Genomic DNA, 23,656 nt, shown 5'->3' with positions numbered 1-23,656 from the left:
TCCGATCCGATCGCGAGCGGCGCGCATCCGCCAGGTTCAGCGCGCCTTTCTTCCCTCCGCCTCCCCGCGAGGCGCATCCGGAGTTCCCCATGTACCCAGACGTTCAGCTGTTCATCGATGGTCAATGGCGTGCCAGTGCAGACGGCCGCACCCTCGATGTCATCAACCCCGCCGACGGCGAAACCCTAGGTACCGTTGCCCACGCCGACATCGCCGATCTGGACCAGGCCCTCGCAGCGGCCGAACGCGGCTTTGAAACCTGGCGCAGCACCCCGGCCTACGACCGCTACAAAATCATGCAAAAAGCCGCCAACCTGCTGCGCGACCGCGTCGATCACATCGCCAACATCATGACCCAGGAACAGGGCAAGCCCCTGGCCGAAGCGCGCATGGAAACCCTGTCTGCCGCCGACATCATCGACTGGCTGGCCGAAGAAGGCCGCCGCGCCTACGGCCGTCTGGTGCCATCGCGCAACGTCTCGGTCGAGCAGAAAGTCATCAAGGAACCGGTCGGCCCCGTGGCGGCGTTCACGCCGTGGAACTTCCCGATCAACCAAGTGGTGCGCAAGCTGTCCTCGGCGCTGGCGGCCGGCTGCTCGATCATCGTCAAGGCCCCGGAAGAAACCCCGGCGTCGCCTGCCGAACTGGTCCGCGCTTTCGTTGATGCCGGCGTTCCGGCCGGCGTCATCGGCCTGGTTTATGGCGACCCGGCGCAGATTTCCAGCTACCTGATCGCGCACCCGACCATTAAGAAAGTCACCTTCACCGGCTCGACACCGGTGGGCAAGCAACTGGCAGCGCTGGCCGGTCAGCACATGAAACGCGCGACCATGGAGCTCGGCGGCCACGCCCCGGCGCTGGTGTTCGATGACGCCGATATCGACCTGGCGGCGCGCACGCTGGCCGGCGCCAAGTTCCGCAACGCCGGGCAGGTCTGCGTGTCACCCACGCGGATTCTGGTCCAGCGCGGGGTGTTCGATGAGTTCGTTGAGAAGTTCGTCGGCCACACCCACGAGCTGAAAGTCGGCAACGGCCTGGAGCAGGGCGTGACCATGGGTCCGGTGGCCAACGAGCGTCGCATTCCGGCGTTGAACGCGCTGATCAAGGACGCCAGCGACAAGGGCGCCAAGGTCCACGTTGGCGGCAAGGCCATCGAAGGGCCGGGCTACTTCTTCCAGCCCACCGTCATCAGCGGACTGACCACCGAAATGCGCATCATGAACGAAGAACCGTTCGGCCCGGTGGCCCTGCTGGTGCCGTTCGACACGGTCGAGGATGCCGTCAAGGAATCCAACCGCGTGCCGTTCGGCTTGGCGTCGTATGCGTTTACCTCATCGATGAAAACCACCCACATCCTCAGCACCCGCATCGAAGCCGGCATGCTGTCGATCAACCACCAGGGCATCGGCCTGGTTGAAGTGCCGTTCGGCGGCATCAAGGATTCCGGCTACGGATCCGAGGGCGGTACTGAAGCGATCGAGGCGTACCTGAACACCAAGCTGGTGACGGTGTTCAACGTTTAACCCACGCAGCCGCGTTGAAAAAAGAAACCCACCGTTTGGTGGGTTTTTTTTTGAGTTAGTGGGACCGGCTTTAGCCGGGAAGGGGCCGGTACGAGCAGCCTCATTGTTCAGTCCAGCCGGGGACAGATTAATTTACGGTGAAGCGATGTAAATAAATCAGTCCCCTTATATCCCCAGTCGGTCCGCGATCCTGTGGGAGCGAGCTTGCTCGCGAAGGCTTGCTCTTACTCACTGAAGAAAGTGGCTGACTGTTCCGGCCTTTTCCTGAGCAAGCTCAGTCCCACAGGTTCAGCGGCTGACACAGATCCCATCACCCCCGCTGAACTCCCGCGCCCCCCGCGAACTCTGAACCCACAGATTACTTCCGATCCACGGGGACGACTCATGGCGATCAGCAGCGTGCAGGCAGTAGCGGCAGACCCCAAAGGCGCAGTGTTTGAAACGGATCTGCCGGCCCGGCTCGATCGTCTGCCGTGGGGCCGGTTCCATACCTTGCTGGTGTTTGCCCTGGGCATCACCTGGCTGCTCGACGGGCTGGAAGTGACCCTGGCGGGCTCGGTGTCCGGGGCGTTGAAAGACAGCCCTGTCCTGCACCTGACCAACGCCGACATCGGTCTGGCCGGCGGCGCTTATATCTGCGGCGCGGTACTGGGGGCGTTGTTCTTTGGCTGGCTGACGGACCGGCTGGGCCGGCGCAAACTGTTCTTCATCACCCTCGCGCTGTACATCACCGCGACCGCCGCCACGGCGTTTTCCTTCAGCGTCTGGAGTTTCCTGCTGTTCCGGTTTCTGACCGGGATGGGCATCGGCGGCGAGTACACGGCGATCAACTCGACCATCCAGGAATTCACGCCCGCACGCTTTCGCGGCTGGGTGGACCTGACCATCAACGGCACCTTCTGGATCGGCGCGGCCTTGGGCGCGGTCGGCTCCATCGTGCTGCTGGACGCCTCGTGGGTCGGCGCGGACATGGGCTGGCGCCTGTGTTTCGGCATCGGCGCGGTGCTCGGTCTGATCATTCTGCTGATGCGGCTGTGGCTGCCGGAAAGTCCGCGCTGGTTGCTGATTCACGGCCAGGGCGAGGAGGCGAGGGTGATTGTGGAAGGCATCGAAGAGCGTCTGCGCCGTCAGGGCCATGACCTCTCCACGCCAACGGGCCCGTCTTTGCGTTTGCATGCGCGGGACCACACGCCGCTGAAAGAGATTTTCCACACGCTGTTCAACACCTACCGCCGTCGCGCGCTGGTGGGCCTGACGTTGCTGACCGCCCAGGCGTTCTTCTATAACGCGATTTTCTTCACCTACGCCCTGGTGCTCACCGAGTTCTACCAAGTGCCATCGGCATCCATCGGTTGGTACGTGCTGCCCCTGGCGCTGGGCAATTTCTGTGGGCCCTTGTTGCTGGGCCGGCTGTTCGATGTGGTGGGGCGGCGGGTGATGATCAGCCTGACCTACGCCGTGTCCGGGGTCTTGCTGACCCTCAGCGGCTATCTGTTTGAGCAGGGCGTTCTGGATGTCACACAACAGGCCATCGCCTGGATGATTATTTTCTTCTTCGCCTCGGCAGCGGCCAGTTCGGCCTATCTGACCGTCGCCGAAACCTTCCCGCTGGAGATACGTGCGCTGGCGATTGCGGTGTTCTATGCGTTCGGCACGGCGTTGGGTGGCATCGTCGGCCCGACCCTGTTCGGCCAGTTGATCGACACCCATGAGCGGGGCCCGGTGTTTTTCGGTTACCTGATCGGTGCCGCGTTGATGTTGCTGGCCGCCGTGGTGCAAGCGATCTGGGGCGTGGCATCGGAAGGCAAATCTCTGGAAGAAGTGGCGCGGCCCTTGTCCCAGGCCCAAGAGTGACCCAAGCCCACGACTGAACCCTGAACCCTGAACCAGGCACACCGTCGGCGATTGGTCAGTTTTGTTCAATCGCCAGCTCGTGCGCCCTTCGTACACTCACTTCACAGTCAATGAAGGGTGATACGTGCAATGAATCTGATGATTTCCATGGCGGCGTTCGCACTGGCCGCGTCCATATCGCCGGGGCCGGTGAACGTCGTGGCGCTCAGCTCGGGCGCGCAGTTCGGCCTGATCGCCAGCTTGCGCCATGTGCTCGGCGCGACGGTGGGCTTTGTCGTGCTGCTGATGTTCACCGGGTTCGGCCTGCATGAAGTGCTGCAGCGTTACCCGATGCTGACCGAGATGATTCGCTGGGCCGGGGTGGCGTTTTTGCTCTATCTGGCGTGGAAGCTGGCCATGGACGACGGCCGCCTTGACGTCGCCAAACCGACCCGCGAGCCGTCGTTTCTGCACGGTGCAGCGATGCAGTGGCTGAACCCGAAAGCGTGGCTTGCGGCGGTGGCGGGGATGGGTGCGTTCGTGGCCGATGGCGAGGCGCGACTGATCGGTCTGTTTGCCCTGATTTACTTCGTCGTGTGCTACCTGTCGGTGGGCTGCTGGGCCTACGCCGGTGCTTTTCTCGGCCCTTACTTGCGCAGCCCTCGGCGCATCCGCGTGTTCAACCGCAGCATGGCGGCGCTACTGGCAGGCTGTGCGGTGTCGCTGTTTTACGTCTGAACCCTCTCTTGCGAGCAGCAACAGCCGATCAGGGCTTGTACTGACCCGGCGTTGCCGCCAGGTGCTTTTTGAACGCCCGCTGAAAGTGCGCCTGATCGGCAAAACCACTCTGCTGGGCGATGTCGGCGATGGGCTCGCCGCTGCGCAATTGCGCCTGGCCGTGCTGGATGCGCCGGTTGACCAGCCAGGCGTGGGGCGTCATGTGGTAATGCTGCTCGAACGCGCGAATCAGGTAGGCCTCGGACAGGTTCGCCACCGCGCACAACTCCTCCAGCCGAATCGGCTGCAGGTAATGCGTATCGATGTAACGCGCCGCGCGTTCGACCTTGGGGTTGGGCCGTCTGGCCGGCAGCGTCGAGCCGCCCAGACGCTGTTCGACCAGGCTGAAGAACCCGACAGCTGCCTCCTGTTTCGCCAGCGTATCCAGCTGCGAATCCACCAGCTGCCTACACAGCGCCAGCAGCCCGTCGAACAACAGTGGGTCACGACTGTGGGTGGCCGGATACCCGCGAAACATGCCCTCGTTGTTGACCCCGCAATCCCGCTGAAGCGCGCCCAGCCATTGCGCGTTCACGTACAGCATCAGGTAAGACCACGGCTGATCGTCGATGGGATTGCAGGCGTGGACCTCGCCGGGGTTCATCACCACAACGGTGCCGGTGGCGATGGTCTGAGTGGTTTTCTCGTGCAGGTACGTGCTTTGCCCGGCGGTGATTGCGCCGATGGAAAACACGTCGTGGGAATGGCGGGAATAACAGACCTTGCGTCCGTCGTCGATGGAGCGCGCTTCAATGAACGGCAGCTGCGCCTCCCGCCAGAACACCGGTTGATCAAGACGTTTCACCGGGTTCTGGCAGGTCATTTCAACTCATCCCTTGTCGCGCTTGCAGCTGTGAAATAGGTCCAGCGCCGGCTGGTATTCCGTGCTGGTAACGCCGAGCAAGCCTAGCACCGAATGAAACATGTAGTCATGGCTCAGGTCCGGCTGGTCTTGCCTGGCCGCCAGGCAGGTGCGATCGACGCCGGCGTCTTCCAGGGTCGAGTGGCCAAACCACATCACCATCGGCACGTGGGTCTGGGCCGTCGGTGCGATGGCGTACGGCGCGGCGTGCAGGTAGATGCCGTTTTCGCCGAGGGACTCGCCGTGGTCCGAGACGTAGATCATCGAGGCATCGACCTTGTCCTGGTTGCGTTTGAGCAACTCGATGGTCTGGGACAGGAAGTGATCGGTGTAGAGAATGGTGTTGTCGTAGACGTTTCTCAGCTCGTCGGACGTGCAGCTGCCCAACTGATTGGTGTGGCAGACGGGCGTGAAGCGTTCGAGCGTCTTGGGGTAGCGATCGTAGTATTCCGGGCCGTGGCTGCCATCGGAATGGAGCACGATGATGGCGTTGTCCTGCAGCGAGTCGATGTAGTCCTGCAAGCCCACTAGCAGCGATTCGTCGAGGCAGTTCTTGCCATCACAGAACGGGCTCGGCTGGTTTTTCGGGATATCGCTGTGGGGCACGCGCAGGCAGGTGCCTTTGCAGTCGCTGTTGTTATCGAGCCACAGCACTTTCAGACCGGCGCGCTGAAGCATGTCCAGCAGGCCCTCGTAGGTCTTGCCTTTTTTGTCGCTGTAATCGGTGCGCGGAAACTTCGAAAACATGCACGGCACTGACACGGCGGTGGAGGTGCCGCACGAGGCCACGTGGGTGAAATTGAGAATGTCCTGCTTCTTCAGTTCCGGGTTGGTTTCCCGCCCGTAACCGTTGAGGGAGAAGTGGTCGGCCCGGGCCGTTTCGCCGACGACGAAGATCATCAGGCTCTTCTTCGGCCGCTGTTGTGCTTGCGGGCTGAGCGCCGCGTCGGCGCCGACGGTCTGGATTTTCAGCGTCTCTTTGATGGCGACGGTCTGCTTGGTCAGCTTGCCGATGGCGTAAATGTAATTGGTCGGGTTGATGAAGTGGGTGAGCTTGTCTTCATCGCGAAAGATCGGCGCATAGGTCGAGTAGAAGGGGCCGACGGCAGCGGCGATCACCAGCAGACAGCCGATGCAGACGAGCACTTTGTTGACCAGCCCGGGCAGCACACGGCGGTAGGTCACCGGCACCCACCAGATCAGCGCGATCGGCAGCACGCCGAGCAGGCCCAGGTAGAGAAACAGCTTGCCGCTCAACAGGGCCTCGGCCTCGCCGGGGTTGGTTTCGAGCACGTTCTGCATCATCGTCGTGTCGATGCTGATGCCGTAGGTGTTCATGAAGTACGCGGCGCCGGCCGAGCACAGCGCCACCAGACTCAGCACCGGCTTGAGCGTCAGGCGAAACGAAAGGGGTGTGAGCAGCAGGGTGATCGCGGCCCACAGCAGGAAGGCAAACGACACATAAAACGCGATGGCTTTGACGCCCTGCAATTGCGCCAGATCAACCAGTGCGCGCCAGGTCGCCAGGTTGTAAAACAGCACCAGGCACAGGGAAAACAGCATCACCAGACGAGTAGACGTGACCGGTTTGACCATCGAATTCATTTCCATATAAGGGCCGCGCAGTGCCTGGGGTGCGGGTGCAGCAGGCATTTCCATCCGTGGGGCCGAGACGTCAGATTGAGCCAGTCAGTGGCTGCCGGGAGGGTAAGCGGGACAGACCGCGCGGAGTTTTCCAAAACAATTGTGAAGGCTTTGTGAAATCCCCAAGGCGCTGATTTCCGGGGCGTGAAAACCAGGTTTAGCAGGCCGGGATGCGATTGGGACGGCTTGCTGTCACTGCCCGGCGATGACCCTGTCCACCGTGCCGTCCTGTTTGAGTCGGGCGAAGGCGGCGGTGATTCGCTGCACTGTTTCCTCCGGGGTGCTGGCGCTGAGGGCGACGTAGAGACCTTTGGACAGTTCGTCGAGGGTGAACACGCTTTCCAGGTCCTCGAAGGCGATGTGCAGATCGGCGCATTGCTCCCGCGCCTCGCGCTCGGGCATGGGGATCAGCTCGACCTGGCCACTGATCAGTTTGCGCAGGTTGTCGAGGTTATTGGGCGACACCACCATCCTGCTGAAACCCTTGCCCTCCAGATACTGCTGCCGCGAGTCGTCACGCACGACACCGACGGTGTAACGGCTGGCGTCCTGCAAGGCCTTGACCACCACATCGCGGCGCTCGCGGAGTTTGTAGAACGACGGCATGACGTGTTCCAGCTCGCCGACCCACTTGAACAGCCCTTCGCGCGCACTGCTGCGGATCATCGGATAGATCAGCACGTTCGCTTGGAGCCGCGCGATGTCGTAGGCCCGTGCCCAGGGGTACAACGCCATGTGGTAATCGGTGATGCCGGCGTTGGCGAGGGTCATCTCGACCACTTCACTGGCGACCCCGACCACCTTGTCGCCGTCGAGTGCGCTGTAGGAGGAGTCTTCGGTCACCACTTGCAACGTCGCGGCGCCAGCGTTCAGGCACACGAACAGCATCAGGAAAGTGACCAGAACGCTGCGCTGACGATGAATTGTTCCCATGGCATTCCTCTCGGTTCAGATCACACAGCGGTCCCGGCCCTGGCTTTTCGCCCGGTACAGCGCCCGGTCGGCACTCTGCAGCAGTTGATCGAAGTGCTCCATGTTCGCCGGGTCGAGCTCGGCCACGCCGATACTCAAGGTCACGAAAGGCGAGACCGGTGAAGCGCTGTGTACCAGTTGTTGCCGGGCCAGCAGCCCGCGCAGGCGATCGGCCGAGGCCAGCGCCTGTTGCTCATCCTGGCCCGGCAGCAGCACGGCGAACTCTTCGCCGCCGAGCCGCGCCACCAGTTCGCCGGAGCGTGAAAACAGCGCGCTCATGGCCAGGGCCACGTCGCGCAGGCATTGATCGCCCCGGGCATGGCCATAGGTGTCGTTGTAAAGCTTGAAGAAATCGATGTCGCACATCAGCACCGACAGCGGCTGGCGATGACGCAAGGCGCGGTTGAATTCCAGCTCCTTGAGTTCGTCGAAATGACGGCGGTTGGCGAGCCCCGTGAGCGGATCGAAGCGGGTCAGGGCTTCCAGTCGCGTGTTGGCGGCCTTGAGCTGTGCGGTGCGCTGCTCGACCAGTTCGGCGAGCTGGTCGCGGCTGGCGGCGAGGGCGACTTCATCGCGCGCCTGACGCTCCAGGTGGGCGGCCAGTTTGTCCTGCAGGTCATTGACGCCCGCTTCGAGCAGGTCGAGTTCGTCACCGCCCTTGCCGCGCCGCTCCAGGGTCAGGTGCGTCTTGAGGTTGAGCGGTGTCAAGTGTTCGAGGTGGCGGGCAATGCGCCGCACGTGCAGGGTCACCGAGCGGTTGAACATGCCCATGATCAGCCCGGCGAGCGCCAGGGACTGAATGATCTGGGTGAGCATGATGACCGCGACTTCTTTCCACAGGCGTTTCCACAGCAGGCTCTCGTCGCCTTCGATGGTCAGCTCGCCGACCACCTCGCTGGCGCCGGGGTAGGGCGCAATCGTCAGCTGCCGATGCAACGCCGGGGCGCGGATCGAGCCGGTGTGGCCGGGGTGTTGGCGTTCCAGAATCTCGGGGGCGCGACCGGGCCGCAGGATTTTCAGCTGGACCCGGCCGACCGGCGCCGCCGTGGCCACGCTGTCGATCTGGGTCTGCAGCGCCTGATCATCCATTTCCCACACGGCTTTGGACAGCGTGCCCTGGAACACCTGATCGACCAGGCTCAGCTCGGCGTTCATGTTCGCCAGATTGGTGTTCCAGGCGAACCAGGTGCGCACCAGCACCGTCGCGGCCGTGAACAACACGCAGAACGCCAGCGTCGCCAGCACCAGACGTCGCGCCAGCGAGCCGGTGCGCTGTCCGGTGCGTGGGGTGGGGCGGGTGTCGCCGGGTGAGTCGGAAGGGGTTTCGAACGGCATGCTCATTGCCACCTGCGCGCGATAGCGTCGTAGGTGCCGTTGGCGCGAAGGGTCTCAAGGGCTTTCTGAAACAGCTGCACCGTGGCGTCGGGTGTGCCGACGCTGAACGCCATGTTGAAGCCGCCGGCTTCTTCAAGCTCTTTTATACGCAGGGATTGCACCAGCGTTCGGGTGGGGTCATCGCCGACCTGCCGGGCGAGGTAGTAAGCGTTGAGCTCGTCGGAAATCCACAGGTCAACGTGGCCGGTCTGCAGTTTCTGGTAGTTGAATTCGTAGCGGTTGCTCGATTGCAGTTGATGGCCGATCTCGAACGTGCGCGCCATCAGGTACTGCTCGCCGACGTCTTCGTTGACCGTCGCGGTTTGCCAGTCTCGCGCATCGTCCAGGCTCAGCAGCGTGACGGGATGACTGGCCGACGAATACAGAAACCAGCGCGACGCAGCGATGGTCCCGACCCACTTGAACAGCCGCTCACGCTCGGCGGTGCGGGTGATGGAGTAGATCAGTACATTGGGCGTGTGCAGCGCCAGATCATAAGCCCGCGCCCAAGGCATGGATTGAATGGAAGCCTGCACATTGACCTCCTTCAACACCGCCTGGACCACCTCGGTGCTCATGCCGGTGAGCACCCCGTCGCGGGTCATGTTATAGGGCGGGAGTTCTTCGGTGACCACATGGATCTCGACACGACCCGCGTTCGAGTTAATCGATTCAGCTCCCGACGCGCCCGTGCCCACGCACAGCAACAGCGCCACACAGAGTGCGCTGCCCAGTGTGTGAATGAGCGAATGGAGTGTCATCGATAACTACCTCATGGGGTGCAGAAGTGACAGATTCCGGGCCGTGAACACTCCGGCACAACGGTCACCGACTGCCTTGCACATCGGGATATCGGCTGAATAATCCGTCACTTGAGACGGCTTCCTGCCGGTCGTCCTAACAGCTTGAGTGGAGGAGGCCGGGTTCCCCGACTCCCGCGCACAACCTCACGCAAACTCCCCGACCTCCAGATCCACCACATCGCGCGCCAGCCATCGATCTCCAGTGCCGGGACTGGCCTCTTCCCGGCTAAAGCCGGTCCCACTAAAAAGCCGTGTGCAGTCAGTAGGACCGGCTTCAGCCGGGAAGCCGTTGATCTGCTGTTGATCTGCTTTTGATCTTCGTACACAAAAGGTACAGACACCGCCACACGCGACTTGGGTGCAGGCTGAACGCAGGTTTTGCGGAGTGGGCCGAGCCGCATGGATGCGGCGAGAGCGCCGTTAGGACATGGATGTCCGTTCGGCGCGGGCCCACGGAGCAAGACCGGAGTGAAGGAACCCCGACGGAGGAGGGGCCCAACCACGAGCAGGCACTTTTGCTTACTTTTGGTGCTTTTCAAAAGTAAGTCGCCGAAGGCGAAACAATCTGCCGCTAGGCAGAGCTGTGGCGTTCCGCCACACCCGAGTAAACGCGGTTTCTTGACCTGGATCAAAGGTGCACGAAGGCCCTGTAGGAAAAATACCTCGCACCCCGACGAGTCCTCAACATGCCCGGTCCTTTCGACTTCCTCAAACACCCCCTGGCCAAAGACATCAGTCTGATCCTCCTGATCAAACTGGTCCTGCTCATGGGCATCCGCAGCGTCTGGTTCGACGCCCCGGTCGAAGTCAAAGACGACGGCGTGCAAGCCGGCCTGCACCTACTGAGCACCCCATCCGCACCCTCTGAGAAAAACCCAAAATGATATCGGAATCAGTCGTCGACCTCTCCCGGCTGCAGTTCGCGATGACCGCGCTGTACCACTTCCTCTTCGTCCCGCTGACCTTGGGCATGACCTTCCTGCTCGCCATCATGGAATCGGTCTACGTCATGACCGGCAAGCAAGTCTACAAAGACATGACAAAGTTCTGGGGCAAACTGTTTGGCATCAACTTCGCCCTCGGCGTCACCACCGGCCTGACCATGGAATTCCAGTTCGGCACCAACTGGGCCTACTACAGCCACTACGTCGGCGACATCTTCGGCGCGCCGCTGGCCATCGAAGGGATGATGGCGTTCTTCCTCGAATCGACCTTCATCGGCCTGTTCTTCTTCGGCTGGGACCGCCTGACCCGCGTCCAGCACCTCACCGTCACCTGGCTGGTGGCGATCGGCTCCAACCTGTCAGCGCTGTGGATCCTCATCGCCAACGGCTGGATGCAGAACCCGGTCGGCGCCGAGTTCAACTTCACCACCATGCGCATGGAACTCACCAGCTTCAGCGACCTGCTGTTCAACCCCGTCGCCCAGGTCAAGTTCGTCCACACCGTGGCGTCCGGCTACGTCACCGGCGCGATCTTCGTCCTGGCGATTTCCAGCTGGTATTTGCTCAAGGGACGCGACGTCGCCTTCGCCCGGCGCTCGTTCGCCATCGCCTCGGCATTCGGCATGGCCTCGATCCTGTCGGTGATCGTGCTGGGTGATGAATCCGGCTACGAAATCGGCGACGTGCAGAAAACCAAGCTGGCCGCCATCGAAGCCGAATGGGAGACCGAACCGGCCCCGGCGGCGTTCACCTTGTTCGGCTTGCCCAATCAGGCCGAGCAGCGCACCGATTACGCCGTGAAGATTCCCTACGTGATGGGCCTCATCGCCACCCGCTCGGTGGACAAGCAGGTCACCGGGATCAAGGACCTGGTCCGCGAACATGAAGGCCGCATCCGCAACGGCATGACTGCCTACGGCCTGCTCGGCCAACTGCGCGGCGGCGACAAGAGCGAGCAGACCCTCGACGCCTTCAACGCGGTGAAGAAAGACCTCGGCTACGGCCTTTTGCTGAAGAAGTACACCGACAAGGTGGTCGACGCCAACGAGCAGCAGATCAAACAGGCTGCGCTGGATTCGATCCCCCAGGTGGCCTCGATCTTCTGGACCTTCCGCGTGATGGTGCTGAGCGGGATGCTCATGCTGCTGTTGTTCGCCTGTGCCTTTTGGGCGTCAGCGCGCAAGAACGAAACCCGCAAGCGCTGGCTGCTCAAGTGGGCGCTGTTCAGCCTGCCGCTGCCGTGGATTGCCACCCAGACCGGCTGGTGGGTCGCCGAGCACGGCCGCCAGCCCTGGTCCATCGGTGAAGTACTGCCCGTGCATCTTTCAGCCTCGACCCTGTCGGCAGGGGATGTGCTTGGTTCGATTGTGGCGCTGGTCGGCTTCTACACCGTTCTGCTGATCATCGAGATGTACCTGATGATCAAGTTCGCCCGACTCGGCCCGAGCAGCCTGCACACCGGTCGCTACCACTTCGAGCAAGGCGCGCCCGGCAACGCTGCCCACGCCAAACACCCGGCCCTGGCCTGAGGAATCCCCGATGTTCGATTACGAGACACTGAAAATGATCTGGTGGGTGCTGGTCGGCGTATTGCTGATCGGCTTCGCCCTCACCGATGGCTTCGACCTGGGCGCGGCGATGCTGATGCCCTACGTCGGACGCAGCGACACCGAGCGGCGCGTGGTCATCAACACCATCGCCCCGCACTGGGACGGCAATCAGGTCTGGCTGATCACCGCCGGCGGCGCACTGTTCGCGGCCTGGCCGCTGGTGTATGCCGCTGCTTTTTCCGGATTGTACTGGGCGCTGCTGCTGGTGTTGTTTGCGCTGTTCGTGCGCCCGGTGGGGTTCGACTACCGCAGCAAACTGGAAAACACCCGCTGGCGGCAGAGCTGGGACTGGGGCCTGTTCGTCGGTGGCGTGGTGCCGTCGCTGGTCTTCGGCGTGGCGTTCGGCAACCTGCTGCTCGGCGTGCCGTTTCAGTTCGACGACACCCTGCGCTCCAGCTATCACGGCAACTTCTGGCAGCTGTTGAGCCCGTTCGGGCTGCTGGCCGGCGTGGTCAGCCTGAGCATGCTCGGTCTGCACGGCGGCAGTTGGCTGATGATGCGCACCGAAGGCGCCATTGCCCGACGCTCACGCCGCGCGGCGCAGTGGCTGTCGCTGCTGTTCCTGCTGTCGTTCATCGGCGCCGGCGTGTGGTTGTTGCTGGGCGGCATTCAGGGCCTGGCGATCACCTCGGCGTTCGATGCCGGCGCGGCGCTCAACCCGCTTGCGAAAACCGTGACGGCCAGCAACCACGGCTGGATGGCGAATTATCAGCAGCACCCGCTGACGGTCATCGCGCCATTGCTCGGGATTTTCGGTGGCTTGCTGGCCTTGCTCGGTGCCAGTGCGGGGCAGGGCAGGACGGCGTTCCTCGGCAGCAGCCTGGCGATCGTCGGCGCGCTGTGCACCGCCGGTTTTGCTCTGTTCCCGTTCGTCATGCCTTCGAGCCTGGACCCGGCCTCCAGCCTGACCGTGTGGGACGCCGTTTCCAGCCATAAAACCCTGATGATCATGCTGATCGCGGCGTCGATTTTCGTGCCGTTGATCCTCTGCTACACGCTGTGGTGCTACGCCAAAATGTGGGGCAAGGTCACCACCGCGCACATCGACCACAACCCCCACGGCCTTTATTGAGCCGCGTTCTAGAGGAGAGACAATCATGTGGTATTTCGCCTGGATTCTCGGCGTGTTGCTGGCCTGCAGCTTCGGCATCATCAACGCGCTGTGGCTGGAGTCATCCGACGCTGCAGCGCTGGAGAGCGGCCGTGACCGCTGAAGCGCTGAATGCACCCTTCAGGCACGCCATCGGCCGGGCACTGTCCCTGCTGATGGCCGTACCCCTGAGCCTGGTGCTGCTGATTCACCCGGCGTCGATGCTCGACGCCAACGGCCATTACTCCCACAGCCTGCTGATGCTGATCATGTGGGGCGTGGCCGGCGGGTTCGTCCATGGCGTCGGTTTCGAGCCGCGGGCGATGGCCTGGCGGGTGGTGTTTCATCCGCTGCTGGCCTGGGCGCTGATGGCCTTGGGTTACGGTATGTGGCTGACCGCGCGGCAGTGGCTTTAAGCCGTTTACGCAGTAGCAGCCCTGGTCGACTTCACGGGCGGCACGATGGACAGCGCGATCAACGCCGCAATGGCGCACAACAGGCCGGAGATGAAAAACGCCGGCAGGTACGTGGCGAAATGCGTGCGTGTCCAGCCGGCGCCGAAGGCGGCAAAGGCGGCGCCCAACTGATGGCCGGCGAACACCCAGCCAAACACGATATTGGCGCGCTCGGCGCCAAATCGCTGGGCAGTCAGCTTCACGGTGGGCGGCACTGTGGCGATCCAGTCCAGCCCGTACAACAGGGCAAACACCGACAGCCCGAACACGGTGAAATCCAGAAACGGCAGCAGCACCAGCGACACGCCGCGAAAGCCGTAGTACCAGAACAGCAGCCAGCGATTGTCGAAACGGTCCGACAGCCAGCCGGAACCGATGGTGCCGAAGAAGTCGAAAATCCCCATCACCGCCAGCATTCCGGCCGCCGTGGTTGCGGCCAGGCCGTAATCGCCGCACAGACTGATGAAGTGGGTCTGGATCAGGCCGTTAGTGCTGGCGCCGCAGATAAAGAACGTCATGAACAGCACCCAGAACGTCCAGGTTTTCGACACGTCGCGCAGCACCCGCAGCGGGGTGATCAACAGCTGAACGAAGGTCTGGGTGCTCGCGGCTACGGGCTGGATGTCCTCATCGCCGTAGAGTGGCAGTTGCAGATCGGCAGGGCGGTTGCGCATCAACGCCAGCACCGCGACGCCGGCAATGACGATGGCCGTGCAGATGCACGCCAGCGCCGTGCGCCAGCCGAAATGCTCGGTCATGTTCGCCAGCAGCGGCATGAACACCAGTTGGCCCGTGGCAGAACTCGCCGACAGCAAACCCATTGCCAGCCCGCGATGTTTTGAGAACCAGCGCGTCGCGACGGTGGCGCCGAGCACCATCGCCGTCAGCCCCGTACCGAAGCCGACCACCACGCCCCACAGCAGCACCAACTGCCAGAACTGCGTCATGAACAGCGACAAGACCATGCCGCTGGCGACCAGCGTCAGTGCGGTCAGCACCACCTTGCGCACGCCGAAGTGGTTCATGAATGCGGCGGCAAACGGGCCGACCAGACCGAACAGGGCAAAGCGTATCGCCAGCGCCGAAGAAATCTCGGCAGTGTCCCAGCCGAACTCTGCTTGCAGCGGCCGGATGAACACACCCGGCGCGCCCACTGCGCCGGCCATGACCAGCATGGTCAGGAAGGTAACGGCCAGGATCACCCAGCTGTAGTGAATGCGACGGCGCGACAGCGAAGCCGCCAGAACGGACGAAACCATGGAAATTCACCAGAGAGCAGAGCAGTTGGATGATGGCTGTACTCCAATATGAACGCTCAGCCATCGGGCCTCCGTCAAGGGGATATTTCTGAATGTTGCAGATAGGGAAGGCGGGAGACGTGTGAGCGGTTCAAGCAGCGGGATTCGAAGCCCGGCATTTCATTCCGTGAAACAGTGGATTGCTTTTTCTGGTCATTCTCCAATCCAGCGGCGAGGCCCACTATTCACTTCACCAGCGCGGCTCACCATTGCGGCATCGCCGCCCCACGCTGAGTTGATCCACTTGCCCAGGAGCCCACCCCATGACCGCCATCACGCTTTATCACTTCCCGCTGTCAGGCCACTCCCACCGCGCCGAGCTGATGTTGTCGCTGCTGGGCCTTGATCCGAAGATCCAGTTTGTTGATCTGGCCAAGGGCGAGCAGAAAAAGCCGGAATTCCTCGCCATCAACGCCTTCGGCCAAGTGCCGGTGATTGACGACAACGGCGTCATCGTCGCCGATTCAATGGCGATCCTGGTGTACCTGGCAAAGAAGTACGACCCGTCGGGCCGCTGGCTGCCGAATGATCCCGAGGGCGCCGCACAGGTGCAGCGCTGGTTGTCTGCCGCCTCCGGCGCAATTTATCTGGGCCCGGCGCGGGCTCGGCTGATCACGGTGTTCGGCGCGGGTTTCGATCCGAAAGACACGATTCAGCGGGCCCACGACGCGCTCCGCGTCATTGATCAGCACCTGAACGGCCGCGAATTTCTCGCCACCGATCACGCCACCATCGCCGACGTTGCCGCCTACAGCTACATCGCCCACGCGCCGGAAGGCAATGTGTCGCTGGACGAATACGCCAACGTGCAGGCATGGCTGACGCGTATCGAGAACCTGCCGGGCTTCACGCCCATGCCACGCACGGCGGCAGGGCTGGTCAACTAATCATCCGGGAGTCCAGGGAGTTCGCGCCATGAACGAGATTCGCACTGAAATACCATCGCCATGGCATTCCGGCGAGCGCGCTCTGCAGGCCAAAGTCGGCGTTGCAGAGCGCATGGAAACCCTGGGCAAGCGCGTTATTCGCGACTATATGCCCGATCAGCACCGTGAGTTCTACGAGCATCTGCCGTACCTGATCATCGGCGCCGTGGACGCTGAAGGCTGGCCATGGGCGACCCTGCTGGACGCCCGGTCGGGGTTTATCCAGTCACCCGACGCCAGACGGCTGGACATCGCCCGACGTCCCAACGCCGACGACCCGGCCGGCGCCGGATTCGTGCCGGGCGCGGCGGTGGGCATGCTCGGCATCGACCTGCACACTCGCCGTCGCAACCGCATCAATGGCCACATCAGCGACGTGCGGGAAAACGGTTTTTCCGTGAGCGTCGAGCATTCGTATGGCAATTGCCCGCAGTACATTCAGCTGCGGGCATTGAAGCAGGTGCCGCTCAAAGCTGTGGCGGAGCGTCCCCCGGTGCAGCGATTGACCGCACTGGATGACGCCGCCATCGCCACCATTCGGGTCGCCGACACCTTCTTCGTCGCCAGCTACGTTGACCTTGAGGGCGCGCAGCGCCATCGTTCGGTGGACGTGTCCCACCGTGGCGGCCAGACCGGGTTCGTGCGGGTGGACGGCGATGTGCTGACCGTCCCGGATTTCGCCGGCAACCTCTTCTTCAATACGCTGGGTAATTTTCAGGTCAATCCCAAGGCCGGTCTGCTGTTTGTTGATTTCCAGACCGGCGAGCTGTTGCAGGTGGCCGGCACTGTCACGCTGATCCTCGACGGGCCGGAAATCGCGGCATTTCAAGGCGCCGAACGGCTATGGCAGGTGCGCGTGGAGCAGGTGGTGCGTCGGCCAGCGGCGTTGCGCTCGCGCTGGGAATTCCAGGGCTGGTCGCCGAACAGCGTGATGACCGGCGACTGGCAGCAGACTGCCGCGCGCCTGCAGGCCGATGCTCTGCGCGATCAATGGCGCCCGATGCGGGTGACGCGGATCGAGGACGAAAGCGACGGTATTCGTTCGTTCTATTTCGAGCCTGCCGACGGCGCCGGGTTGCCCGCGTTCAAGGCCGGTCAACACCTGCCGCTGCGCCTGTCCCCGGACGGTCGCACGCCGCCGCTGATTCGTACCTACAGCCTGTCCAGCGCGCCGTCCGACGGATTCTTCCGCATCAGCGTCAAGCGCGACGGCCTGGCCTCGGCGTACCTGCATGACCACGTCAGCGTTGGCGACCTGCTTCAGGCGCGGTCACCCCAGGGCAGTTTCGTGGTGGACCCGCAAGAGCGCCGGCCGTTGGTGCTGCTGGGGGCGGGCATCGGCGTCACGCCCATGCTGTCGATGCTGCGAGAGGTCATCTACGAAGGCAAACGGGTGCGGGGAGGGCGGGCGACCTGGTTCATCCAGAGTGCCCGTCGTCTGGCCGACCTGGCGTTTCGCGAAGAAGTGGACACACTCATTGCGAAGGCTGGCGACCAGCTGACAGCGATCCGCGTGCTGAGCCAGCCGGAAACGTCAGCGCGGGTGGGTGAAGATTTCCACCTGACCGGCCGCATCGACCTCGATCTGCTCAAGGCGCTGCTGCCGTTCAACGATTTTGATTTCTATGTGTGCGGCCCGGCGGCGTTTACCCAAGAGATCTACGACGGCCTGCGCGGCCTGCACATACGCGACGAGCGCATTCATGCCGAAACCTTCGGCCCGTCCAGCCTCAAGCGCAGCGGCGATTCCCGGGCGAGTGCCTTTGAGCAGGCGCCTGCCGCGACCGAAGCGGTGCCGGTGGTGTTCGAACGCTCCGCCAAGGAAGCGCGCTGGCAACCCGCCGGCGGCACTTTGCTGGAACTGGCCGAGCGCCGCGGGCTGAGCCCGGAATTCAGCTGCCGCGGCGGATCCTGTGGCACCTGCAAGACCCGGCTCATCAGTGGCCAGGTGCATTATCCGGTCGCGCCCGCTGAAAGGCCGGCGCCGGACCACGTGCTGATCTGCTGCGCAGTCCCGGCTTCAGGGCCTCTGGTGCTCGATCTGTAACCATCCATGCATGTGCGGGAGAGACGGAAATGAACCCATGGCCAGCGTTCGAGAAAGAGGAAACCCCGATGCCTTATCAGGCCACCGAGCAGGAGATCTCCTGGCTGTTGCCACAGTCGCTGGCGTCCCTGGCCGGCGAGCTTGCCGCGAGCCACGAGCCCGTCGACACCCCGGCGACCCAGCGGCTGTTCATGTGGGTGCGTTCGATCCCGGCCTTCAAACGATCACACTGAAGGCAACGCGGCAAGGGCGATGAGGGCGCGGGCCGATGATTGTGCGTGTGTAGCGACTGATGGTTGAAATGTCCCGGCGTCTGGCCGGATGATGTGCGCCGGTTTGCCCACGGTTCGCAGCGGTTCGCCGGCGGCTCATCCCATCGGGGTGAGTGCCATGATCCGTGCGGCGCTCGTTGCCCCTCACAAGGACGTTCATCTTGATCACCCGCAGAACCCTCATCGGCGCGTCGTTGCTGGCTGTGCCCACGTTGCTGAGTCTTCCTTCATTCGCTTTCGAGCGGCGCTCGGAGCCTTCTTCTGATCGAGTCATCCAGCAGCAGCTGGCCGACCTCGAACGTCGTCACGGCGGCCGGCTGGGTGTCGCCATTCTGGACACGGCCAGCCAGCGCCTGATCAGCCATCGCGGCGATGAACGCTTTGCCCTGTGCAGCACCTTCAAATGCCTGGCCGCCGCCTGCGTGTTGGCGAGGGTCGATCAAAAGCAGGAAGACCTGTCGCGGCGCATCGCCTATTCCACCGAGCAACTGGTGCCGTATTCACCGACCACTGAGCTGCACGTGGGCGGGCAGGGGCTGAGCGTCGGTTCGCTGTGCGAGGCGGCGATGACGCTCAGCGATAACACCGCAGCCAACCTGCTGCTCGACAGCCTGGGCGGTCCCGAAGGGTTGACCACCTGGCTGCGCTCGATCGGTGACACGCAAACGCGCCTCGACCGGCGCGAGCCCGAGCTGAATGAAAACCGGGCCGGTGACTCGCGCGACACCACCACGCCCGTCGCCATGCTGCAGACATTGAACACGCTGGTGCTGGGAGAAAAACTGACACTGGCCTCGCGCGATCAATTGACGGCCTGGCTGGTGAACAATCAGACCGGCGACAAAAAGCTGCGCGCCGGCGTCCCTGCCCGTTGGCGTGTGGGCGACAAGACCGGTTCGGGTGCCAACAACGCCAGCAACGATGTTGCCGTGATCTGGCCCGGCGACCGCCCGCCTGTTCTGGTAACGGCGTATTACACCGAATCGAAAGCCAGCGGTGAGCAGATCAACGCGCTGATGGCCGATATCGGGCGGCTTGCCGCTGGGGTGTAAGGCGAGCGTCGAGGTGTATCGAGGCGAGCCGTAAAATCTCGATACACATTGACCCCGATGCATCATTCGCGCCATACGGCCGGTGAACTCCGCCAACGGCTCAACACAGTCCTGTGCCGCCCCAGGCACCGCTCAATTGCCACAAATTTGATGCCTTCAGGCTGAGATGTGGCGCATTGATATTAAATTCCCTTCCCTTGGACAACCTCAGCCTTAGCCAACAAAACCGGGCACTTCGGTTTTACAGCCTGTAGGAAATGGCTGACAGACGCCTCCGTTTTGGCGCGTGGTCTCAAGACTGTCATCAAACAGAAATGTTTCCAGTTTTAAATCTGCCTCGGGTCTTCAACTGTGACCACACACACACAAAATTCTCTTGCTGAGGTATTGCCGTGATTCTGCTGACTAAAAAACGCCTGTCGCTTCTGATGGCTTCGATGTGCCTGTCGGGTATGGCACACGCCGTTGATGTGACGGGCGCTGGTTCGAGTTTCGTATTCCCGGTTATCTCCCAGTGGTCGCAGGACTACAGCAAAACTGCTGACAATCGCGTGAACTATCAGTCGATCGGTTCGGGCGGCGGTATCGCCCAGATCAAGGCTGCCACCGTTGACTTCGGCGCGTCCGACGCCCCGATGTCCGCGGAAGACCTCAAGGCCGGCGGCCTGGGCCAATTCCCAAGCGTCATCGGCGGCATCGTTCCAGTCGTCAACCTCGAAGGCGTCAAGGCCAACGACGTAAAACTGAGCGGCCAGGTCTTGGCCGACATCTTCCAGGGCAAAATCACCAAGTGGAACGACCCTGCAATCGTCAAACTGAACGATGGCGTGAAACTGCCTGATACCAACATCACTGTCGTTCACCGTTCGGACGGTTCGGGTACTTCCTTCAACTTCACCAGCTACCTGACTAAAGTCAGCGACGCATGGAAATCCGGTCCAGGCACCGGCTCCGCTGTTCAATGGCCAGTGGGCGTGGGCGGCAAGGGTAACGAAGGTGTGGCGGCTTACGTAAAACAGATCAAGGGCTCGATCGGTTACGTTGAATACTCCTACGCCACCAAAAGCGATATCGCTTTCACCCAACTGCAGAACTCTGCTGGCGAGTTCATCAAGCCTGACGCCAAAGCGTTCGCCGCAGCGGCTGACACGGCTGATTGGGCCAACGCCAAAGACTTCAACCTGATCATGACCAACGCGCCGGGCAAGACGGCATGGCCGATCACCGCGACCACCTGGATCATCATGTACAAGCAACCGAAGAACGCCGAGAAAAGCGCGGCTGCTTTCGACTTCTTCAAATGGTCCCTGGAAAAAGGTCAGAGCGCCGCTGAAAAACTGGAATACGTACCTCTGCCTGCATCGCTGGTCAGCAAGATCGAAGACTACTGGAAAACCGAGTTCACCAAGTAACTCGACGTAATCCGGCTAACCCCTGTCACCGAGCGCTCGGTGGCAGGGTTTCCTTGCGAGTGGACCTACCATGAATGAGAACACCCAATACATGTCCGCTGTGATTCCGGATGCATTATCCGAGAGCGAAAAACGCGCGGCCCGCGATCACCGACACGACGCCTGGTTTCGGCGCACGATGCTGGGAGCGGCTCTGTTGGTGCTGCTGTTGCTGGCGAGTATCGCCGGCTCGACACTCTGGGGCGGTGCCCTGGCGTTCAAGACCTTTGGCTTCGAATTTCTTACCAGTACCGAATGGGACGTGGTCAACGGCAAGTTCGGCGCGCTGGTGCCGATCTACGGCACGCTGGTCACCTCCTTTCTAGCGCTGCTGATCGCCGTTCCGGTGAGCTTCGGCATCGCGGTTTTTCTGACTGAAGTCGCACCGCCCTGGTTGCGCATGCCCATCGCTTCGGCGGTGGAACTGCTCGCGGGCATCCCTTCGATCATCTACGGCATGTGGGGCCTGTTCGTGTTCGGCCCGTTCATGGCGCAATACATGGCGCCGTGGATCAACGACAACCTCGGCGCGCTGCCGCTGATCGGCCCCGTGTTCCAGGGCCCGCCCCTGGGCATCGGCATGCTCACCGCCGGCATCGTGCTGGCGATCATGATTATCCCGTTCATCACCTCGGTCATGACCGAAGTGTTCCGCAGCGTGCCCATTGCCCTTAAAGAGTCGGCGTACGCACTGGGCGGCACGACCTGGGAAGTGGTCTGGGACATCGTCCTGCCTTACACCCGCTCTGCGGTGGTCGGCGGGGTGTTCCTGGGCCTGGGCCGTGCGCTCGGTGAAACCATGGCGGTGACCTTCGTGTTGGGCAACGCCCACCAGTTCTCCGCATCGCTGATGATGCCGAGCAGCTCGATTGCTTCGGTGATTGCCAACGAGTTCAGCGAGGCCTACACCGACCTGCACCGTTCTGCGCTGATCGCCCTGGGCTTCCTGCTGTTCGTGGTTACCTTCATCGTGCTGGCGATCGCCCGTCTGATGCTCTCTCGTCTGTCGCGCAAGGAGGGTCTATGAGTAAGGCCGATAACGAAAACCTGTACCGCGCCCGCGCGATCAAGAACAGGATCGCGATGGTCCTGAGCTGCGCCGCGACGGCCTTCGGCCTGTTGTGGCTGGTGTGGATTCTGCTGACCACGATCGTCAACGGGTTCGAAGCGCTGAACCTGCGGCTGTTCACCGAGATGACCCCGCCACCAGGCTCATCGGGCGGTCTGGCCAATGCCTTTTACGGCAGCATTCTGATGTCCGGCATCGGCCTGCTGATCGGCACGCCGATCGGTTTGATGGCCGGTATCTGGCTGGCGGAGTTCGCCCGCAACACCAAGCTGGGCAATGCGGTGCGGTTCATCAACGACATTCTGCTGTCGGCGCCGTCGATCGTGCTCGGTCTGTTCGTGTACACCGCGGTGATCCTGCCCCTCAGCGCCGTGACCAACCATCAGGTCGGTTTCTCGGCCATCGCCGGCGCCCTGGCCCTGGCCCTGCTGGTGATCCCGGTGGTGGTGCGGACTACCGACGAAATGCTCCAGCTGCAACCCTCGACCATGCGCGAAGCCGCATTGGCGCTGGGTGTGCCGCAATGGAAGCTGACGCTGCAGATCGTCCTGCGTGCGGCCAAGGCCGGCGTCGTGACCGGCATCCTGTTGGCGCTGGCGCGCATCACCGGCGAAACCGCGCCGTTGCTGTTCACCGCCTTCGGCAACCAGTTCTGGAGCAGTGACCTCCTCAAACCGATCGCAAGCGTGCCTGTGGTGATCTTCCAGTACGCGATGAGTCCGTTCGATGACTGGCATTCCCTGGCCTGGGCCGGCGCTTTGATTATGACCATGTTTGTACTGGTACTGAGCCTCAGTTCCCGTCTTCTCCTTTTGCGCAATAGGGCGTCCTGATGAACAACCTTTCCCTCGCCGACGAAAAAACCAAAATCCAGGTGCGCGGTCTCGATTTCTACTACGGCGCTCAGCGTTCGCTGAAGTCGGTCGACATGATCATCCCCGAGAAGCGCATTACCGCGATCATCGGGCCGTCCGGCTGCGGCAAGTCCACGCTGCTGCGCGTATTCAACCGCATTTACTCGATGTACCCGAAACAGGAAGCCAAAGGCGAAGTGATGCTCAACGGGGAGAATATTCTCGCCCCGGGTTACTCGATGAACCGCCTGCGCAGCAACGTCGGCATGGTGTTCCAGAAGCCAGTGCCGTTCCCGATGTCGATCTACGACAACATCGTCTACGCGGTGCGTCACCACGAGAAACTCTCCCGTCGCGAGATGGAAGAGCGCGTCGAGCAGGCCCTGCGCGGCGCGGCGCTGTGGGACGAAGTCAAAGACAAGCTCAAACAGAGCGCCCAAAGCCTGTCCGGTGGTCAGCAACAGCGTCTGTGCATCGCCCGCACCATTGCGTTACGCCCGCAAGTGCTGCTGCTGGATGAGCCGACTTCAGCCCTCGACCCGATCTCCACCGGTCGCATCGAACAGCTGATCACCGAGCTCAAAGAGCAGTTCACCGTGATCATCGTCACCCACAACATGCAACAGGCCGCGCGCTGCTCGGACTACACCGCGTTCATGTTCATGGGCGAACTGATCGAACACGGCGACACCGACACCATCTTCACCAAGCCGTCCAAGACCCAGACCGAGGATTACATCACCGGTCGTTTTGGCTGAGTGGGAATACCGCTGGCGCTGCAAGAGGTGTTAGTGGGACCG

At 62.3% G+C, this 23,656-nt stretch carries 22 protein-coding genes; 16 read left to right on the top strand and 6 right to left on the bottom strand.

Annotated elements, in window-relative coordinates; all coding sequences use genetic code 11:
* Positions 1-89 precede the first annotated feature (89 nt).
* From QWI20_RS03290 to QWI20_RS03280, 3 genes are all read left to right on the top strand, one after another.
* The gene (locus QWI20_RS03290; protein ID WP_369304152.1) at positions 90-1,523 is read left to right on the top strand and encodes an NAD-dependent succinate-semialdehyde dehydrogenase; all 1,434 of its coding nucleotides are present in this window, start codon (positions 90-92) and stop codon (positions 1,521-1,523) included.
* Positions 1,524-1,907: 384 nt separating this feature from the next.
* Entirely contained in the window at positions 1,908-3,377 is a 1,470-nt protein-coding gene (locus QWI20_RS03285) for an MFS transporter (RefSeq protein ID WP_369304150.1), read from the top strand.
* Positions 3,378-3,506: 129 nt separating this feature from the next.
* Positions 3,507-4,094, top strand: a complete 588-nt coding sequence (locus QWI20_RS03280; protein ID WP_369304148.1) for a LysE family translocator — start codon at positions 3,507-3,509, stop codon at positions 4,092-4,094.
* Between the two features lie 28 nt (positions 4,095-4,122).
* On the opposite strand, the gene QWI20_RS03275 is transcribed toward QWI20_RS03280, so the two are convergent.
* From QWI20_RS03275 to QWI20_RS03255, 5 genes are all read right to left on the bottom strand, one after another.
* A complete protein-coding gene (locus QWI20_RS03275; protein WP_369304147.1) occupies positions 4,123-4,956 on the bottom strand; it encodes a helix-turn-helix domain-containing protein in 834 nt (277 codons plus the stop codon).
* Positions 4,957-4,962: 6 nt separating this feature from the next.
* Complete coding sequence (locus tag QWI20_RS03270; RefSeq protein ID WP_369304290.1) at positions 4,963-6,606, bottom strand: phosphoethanolamine transferase; 1,644 nt, start codon at positions 6,604-6,606, stop codon at positions 4,963-4,965.
* Between the two features lie 225 nt (positions 6,607-6,831).
* Positions 6,832-7,572, bottom strand: a complete 741-nt coding sequence (locus QWI20_RS03265; protein ID WP_369304146.1) for a substrate-binding periplasmic protein — start codon at positions 7,570-7,572, stop codon at positions 6,832-6,834.
* Between the two features lie 15 nt (positions 7,573-7,587).
* Positions 7,588-8,946, bottom strand: a complete 1,359-nt coding sequence (locus tag QWI20_RS03260; RefSeq protein ID WP_369304145.1) for a diguanylate cyclase — start codon at positions 8,944-8,946, stop codon at positions 7,588-7,590.
* Positions 8,947-8,948: 2 nt separating this feature from the next.
* Positions 8,949-9,746 (bottom strand): substrate-binding periplasmic protein, encoded by a 798-nt coding sequence (locus QWI20_RS03255; RefSeq protein WP_369304144.1) that lies wholly within the window; start codon positions 9,744-9,746, stop codon positions 8,949-8,951.
* Between the two features lie 728 nt (positions 9,747-10,474).
* Between QWI20_RS03255 and cydP the strand changes: the two genes are divergently transcribed.
* The 5 genes from cydP to QWI20_RS03230 are packed head-to-tail and all read left to right on the top strand — an operon-like array spanning position 10,475 to position 13,848.
* Positions 10,475-10,672, top strand: a complete 198-nt coding sequence (gene cydP, locus QWI20_RS03250; RefSeq protein ID WP_172612680.1) for a cytochrome oxidase putative small subunit CydP — start codon at positions 10,475-10,477, stop codon at positions 10,670-10,672.
* On the top strand, positions 10,669-12,261 hold the full coding sequence (locus QWI20_RS03245; protein ID WP_369304143.1) for a cytochrome ubiquinol oxidase subunit I: 1,593 nt from the start codon (positions 10,669-10,671) through the stop codon (positions 12,259-12,261). Before cydP ends, QWI20_RS03245 begins: the two co-directional genes overlap by 4 nt.
* Before the next feature lie 10 nt (positions 12,262-12,271).
* Positions 12,272-13,414, top strand: a complete 1,143-nt coding sequence (gene cydB, locus QWI20_RS03240) for a cytochrome d ubiquinol oxidase subunit II (RefSeq protein ID WP_369304142.1) — start codon at positions 12,272-12,274, stop codon at positions 13,412-13,414.
* 25 nt (positions 13,415-13,439) lie between these two features.
* On the top strand, positions 13,440-13,556 hold the full coding sequence (cydX, locus tag QWI20_RS03235) for a cytochrome bd-I oxidase subunit CydX (RefSeq protein ID WP_065988546.1): 117 nt from the start codon (positions 13,440-13,442) through the stop codon (positions 13,554-13,556).
* Positions 13,546-13,848, top strand: coding sequence for a cyd operon YbgE family protein (locus QWI20_RS03230; RefSeq protein ID WP_369304141.1), 303 nt, complete (start codon positions 13,546-13,548; stop codon positions 13,846-13,848). Before cydX ends, QWI20_RS03230 begins: the two co-directional genes overlap by 11 nt.
* Before the next feature lie 5 nt (positions 13,849-13,853).
* Here QWI20_RS03230 and QWI20_RS03225 read toward each other — a convergent pair whose 3' ends face one another.
* On the bottom strand, positions 13,854-15,146 hold the full coding sequence (locus tag QWI20_RS03225; protein WP_369304140.1) for an MFS transporter: 1,293 nt from the start codon (positions 15,144-15,146) through the stop codon (positions 13,854-13,856).
* Positions 15,147-15,448: 302 nt separating this feature from the next.
* On the opposite strand from QWI20_RS03225, the gene QWI20_RS03220 reads away from it, so the two are divergent.
* From QWI20_RS03220 to pstB, 8 genes are all read left to right on the top strand, one after another.
* The gene (locus QWI20_RS03220; protein ID WP_369304139.1) at positions 15,449-16,072 is read left to right on the top strand and encodes a glutathione S-transferase family protein; all 624 of its coding nucleotides are present in this window, start codon (positions 15,449-15,451) and stop codon (positions 16,070-16,072) included.
* Positions 16,073-16,100: 28 nt separating this feature from the next.
* A complete protein-coding gene (locus QWI20_RS03215) occupies positions 16,101-18,158 on the top strand; it encodes a pyridoxamine 5'-phosphate oxidase family protein (protein WP_369304138.1) in 2,058 nt (685 codons plus the stop codon).
* 29 nt (positions 18,159-18,187) lie between these two features.
* Positions 18,188-18,391, top strand: coding sequence for a hypothetical protein (locus tag QWI20_RS03210; RefSeq protein WP_369304137.1), 204 nt, complete (start codon positions 18,188-18,190; stop codon positions 18,389-18,391).
* Positions 18,392-18,591: 200 nt separating this feature from the next.
* Complete coding sequence (gene bla, locus QWI20_RS03205; protein WP_369304136.1) at positions 18,592-19,482, top strand: class A beta-lactamase; 891 nt, start codon at positions 18,592-18,594, stop codon at positions 19,480-19,482.
* Between the two features lie 392 nt (positions 19,483-19,874).
* Entirely contained in the window at positions 19,875-20,894 is a 1,020-nt protein-coding gene (pstS, locus tag QWI20_RS03200; protein ID WP_346628907.1) for a phosphate ABC transporter substrate-binding protein PstS, read from the top strand.
* Positions 20,895-20,964: 70 nt separating this feature from the next.
* A complete protein-coding gene (gene pstC / locus QWI20_RS03195) occupies positions 20,965-21,960 on the top strand; it encodes a phosphate ABC transporter permease subunit PstC (RefSeq protein ID WP_192172406.1) in 996 nt (331 codons plus the stop codon).
* On the top strand, positions 21,957-22,835 hold the full coding sequence (gene pstA, locus QWI20_RS03190) for a phosphate ABC transporter permease PstA (protein WP_192172407.1): 879 nt from the start codon (positions 21,957-21,959) through the stop codon (positions 22,833-22,835). Before pstC ends, pstA begins: the two co-directional genes overlap by 4 nt.
* Positions 22,835-23,614, top strand: a complete 780-nt coding sequence (gene pstB / locus QWI20_RS03185) for a phosphate ABC transporter ATP-binding protein PstB (RefSeq protein ID WP_369304135.1) — start codon at positions 22,835-22,837, stop codon at positions 23,612-23,614. Before pstA ends, pstB begins: the two co-directional genes overlap by 1 nt.
* Positions 23,615-23,656 lie beyond the last annotated feature (42 nt).

Origin of the sequence: Pseudomonas sp. W2-17 (genome assembly GCF_041060445.1) — a bacterium.
In the GTDB taxonomy this organism is placed as follows: Bacteria; Pseudomonadota; Gammaproteobacteria; order Pseudomonadales; family Pseudomonadaceae; genus Aquipseudomonas.
Note: the sequence above shows the minus strand (reverse complement) of the source record. Positions and strands in the feature narration are given on the sequence as shown.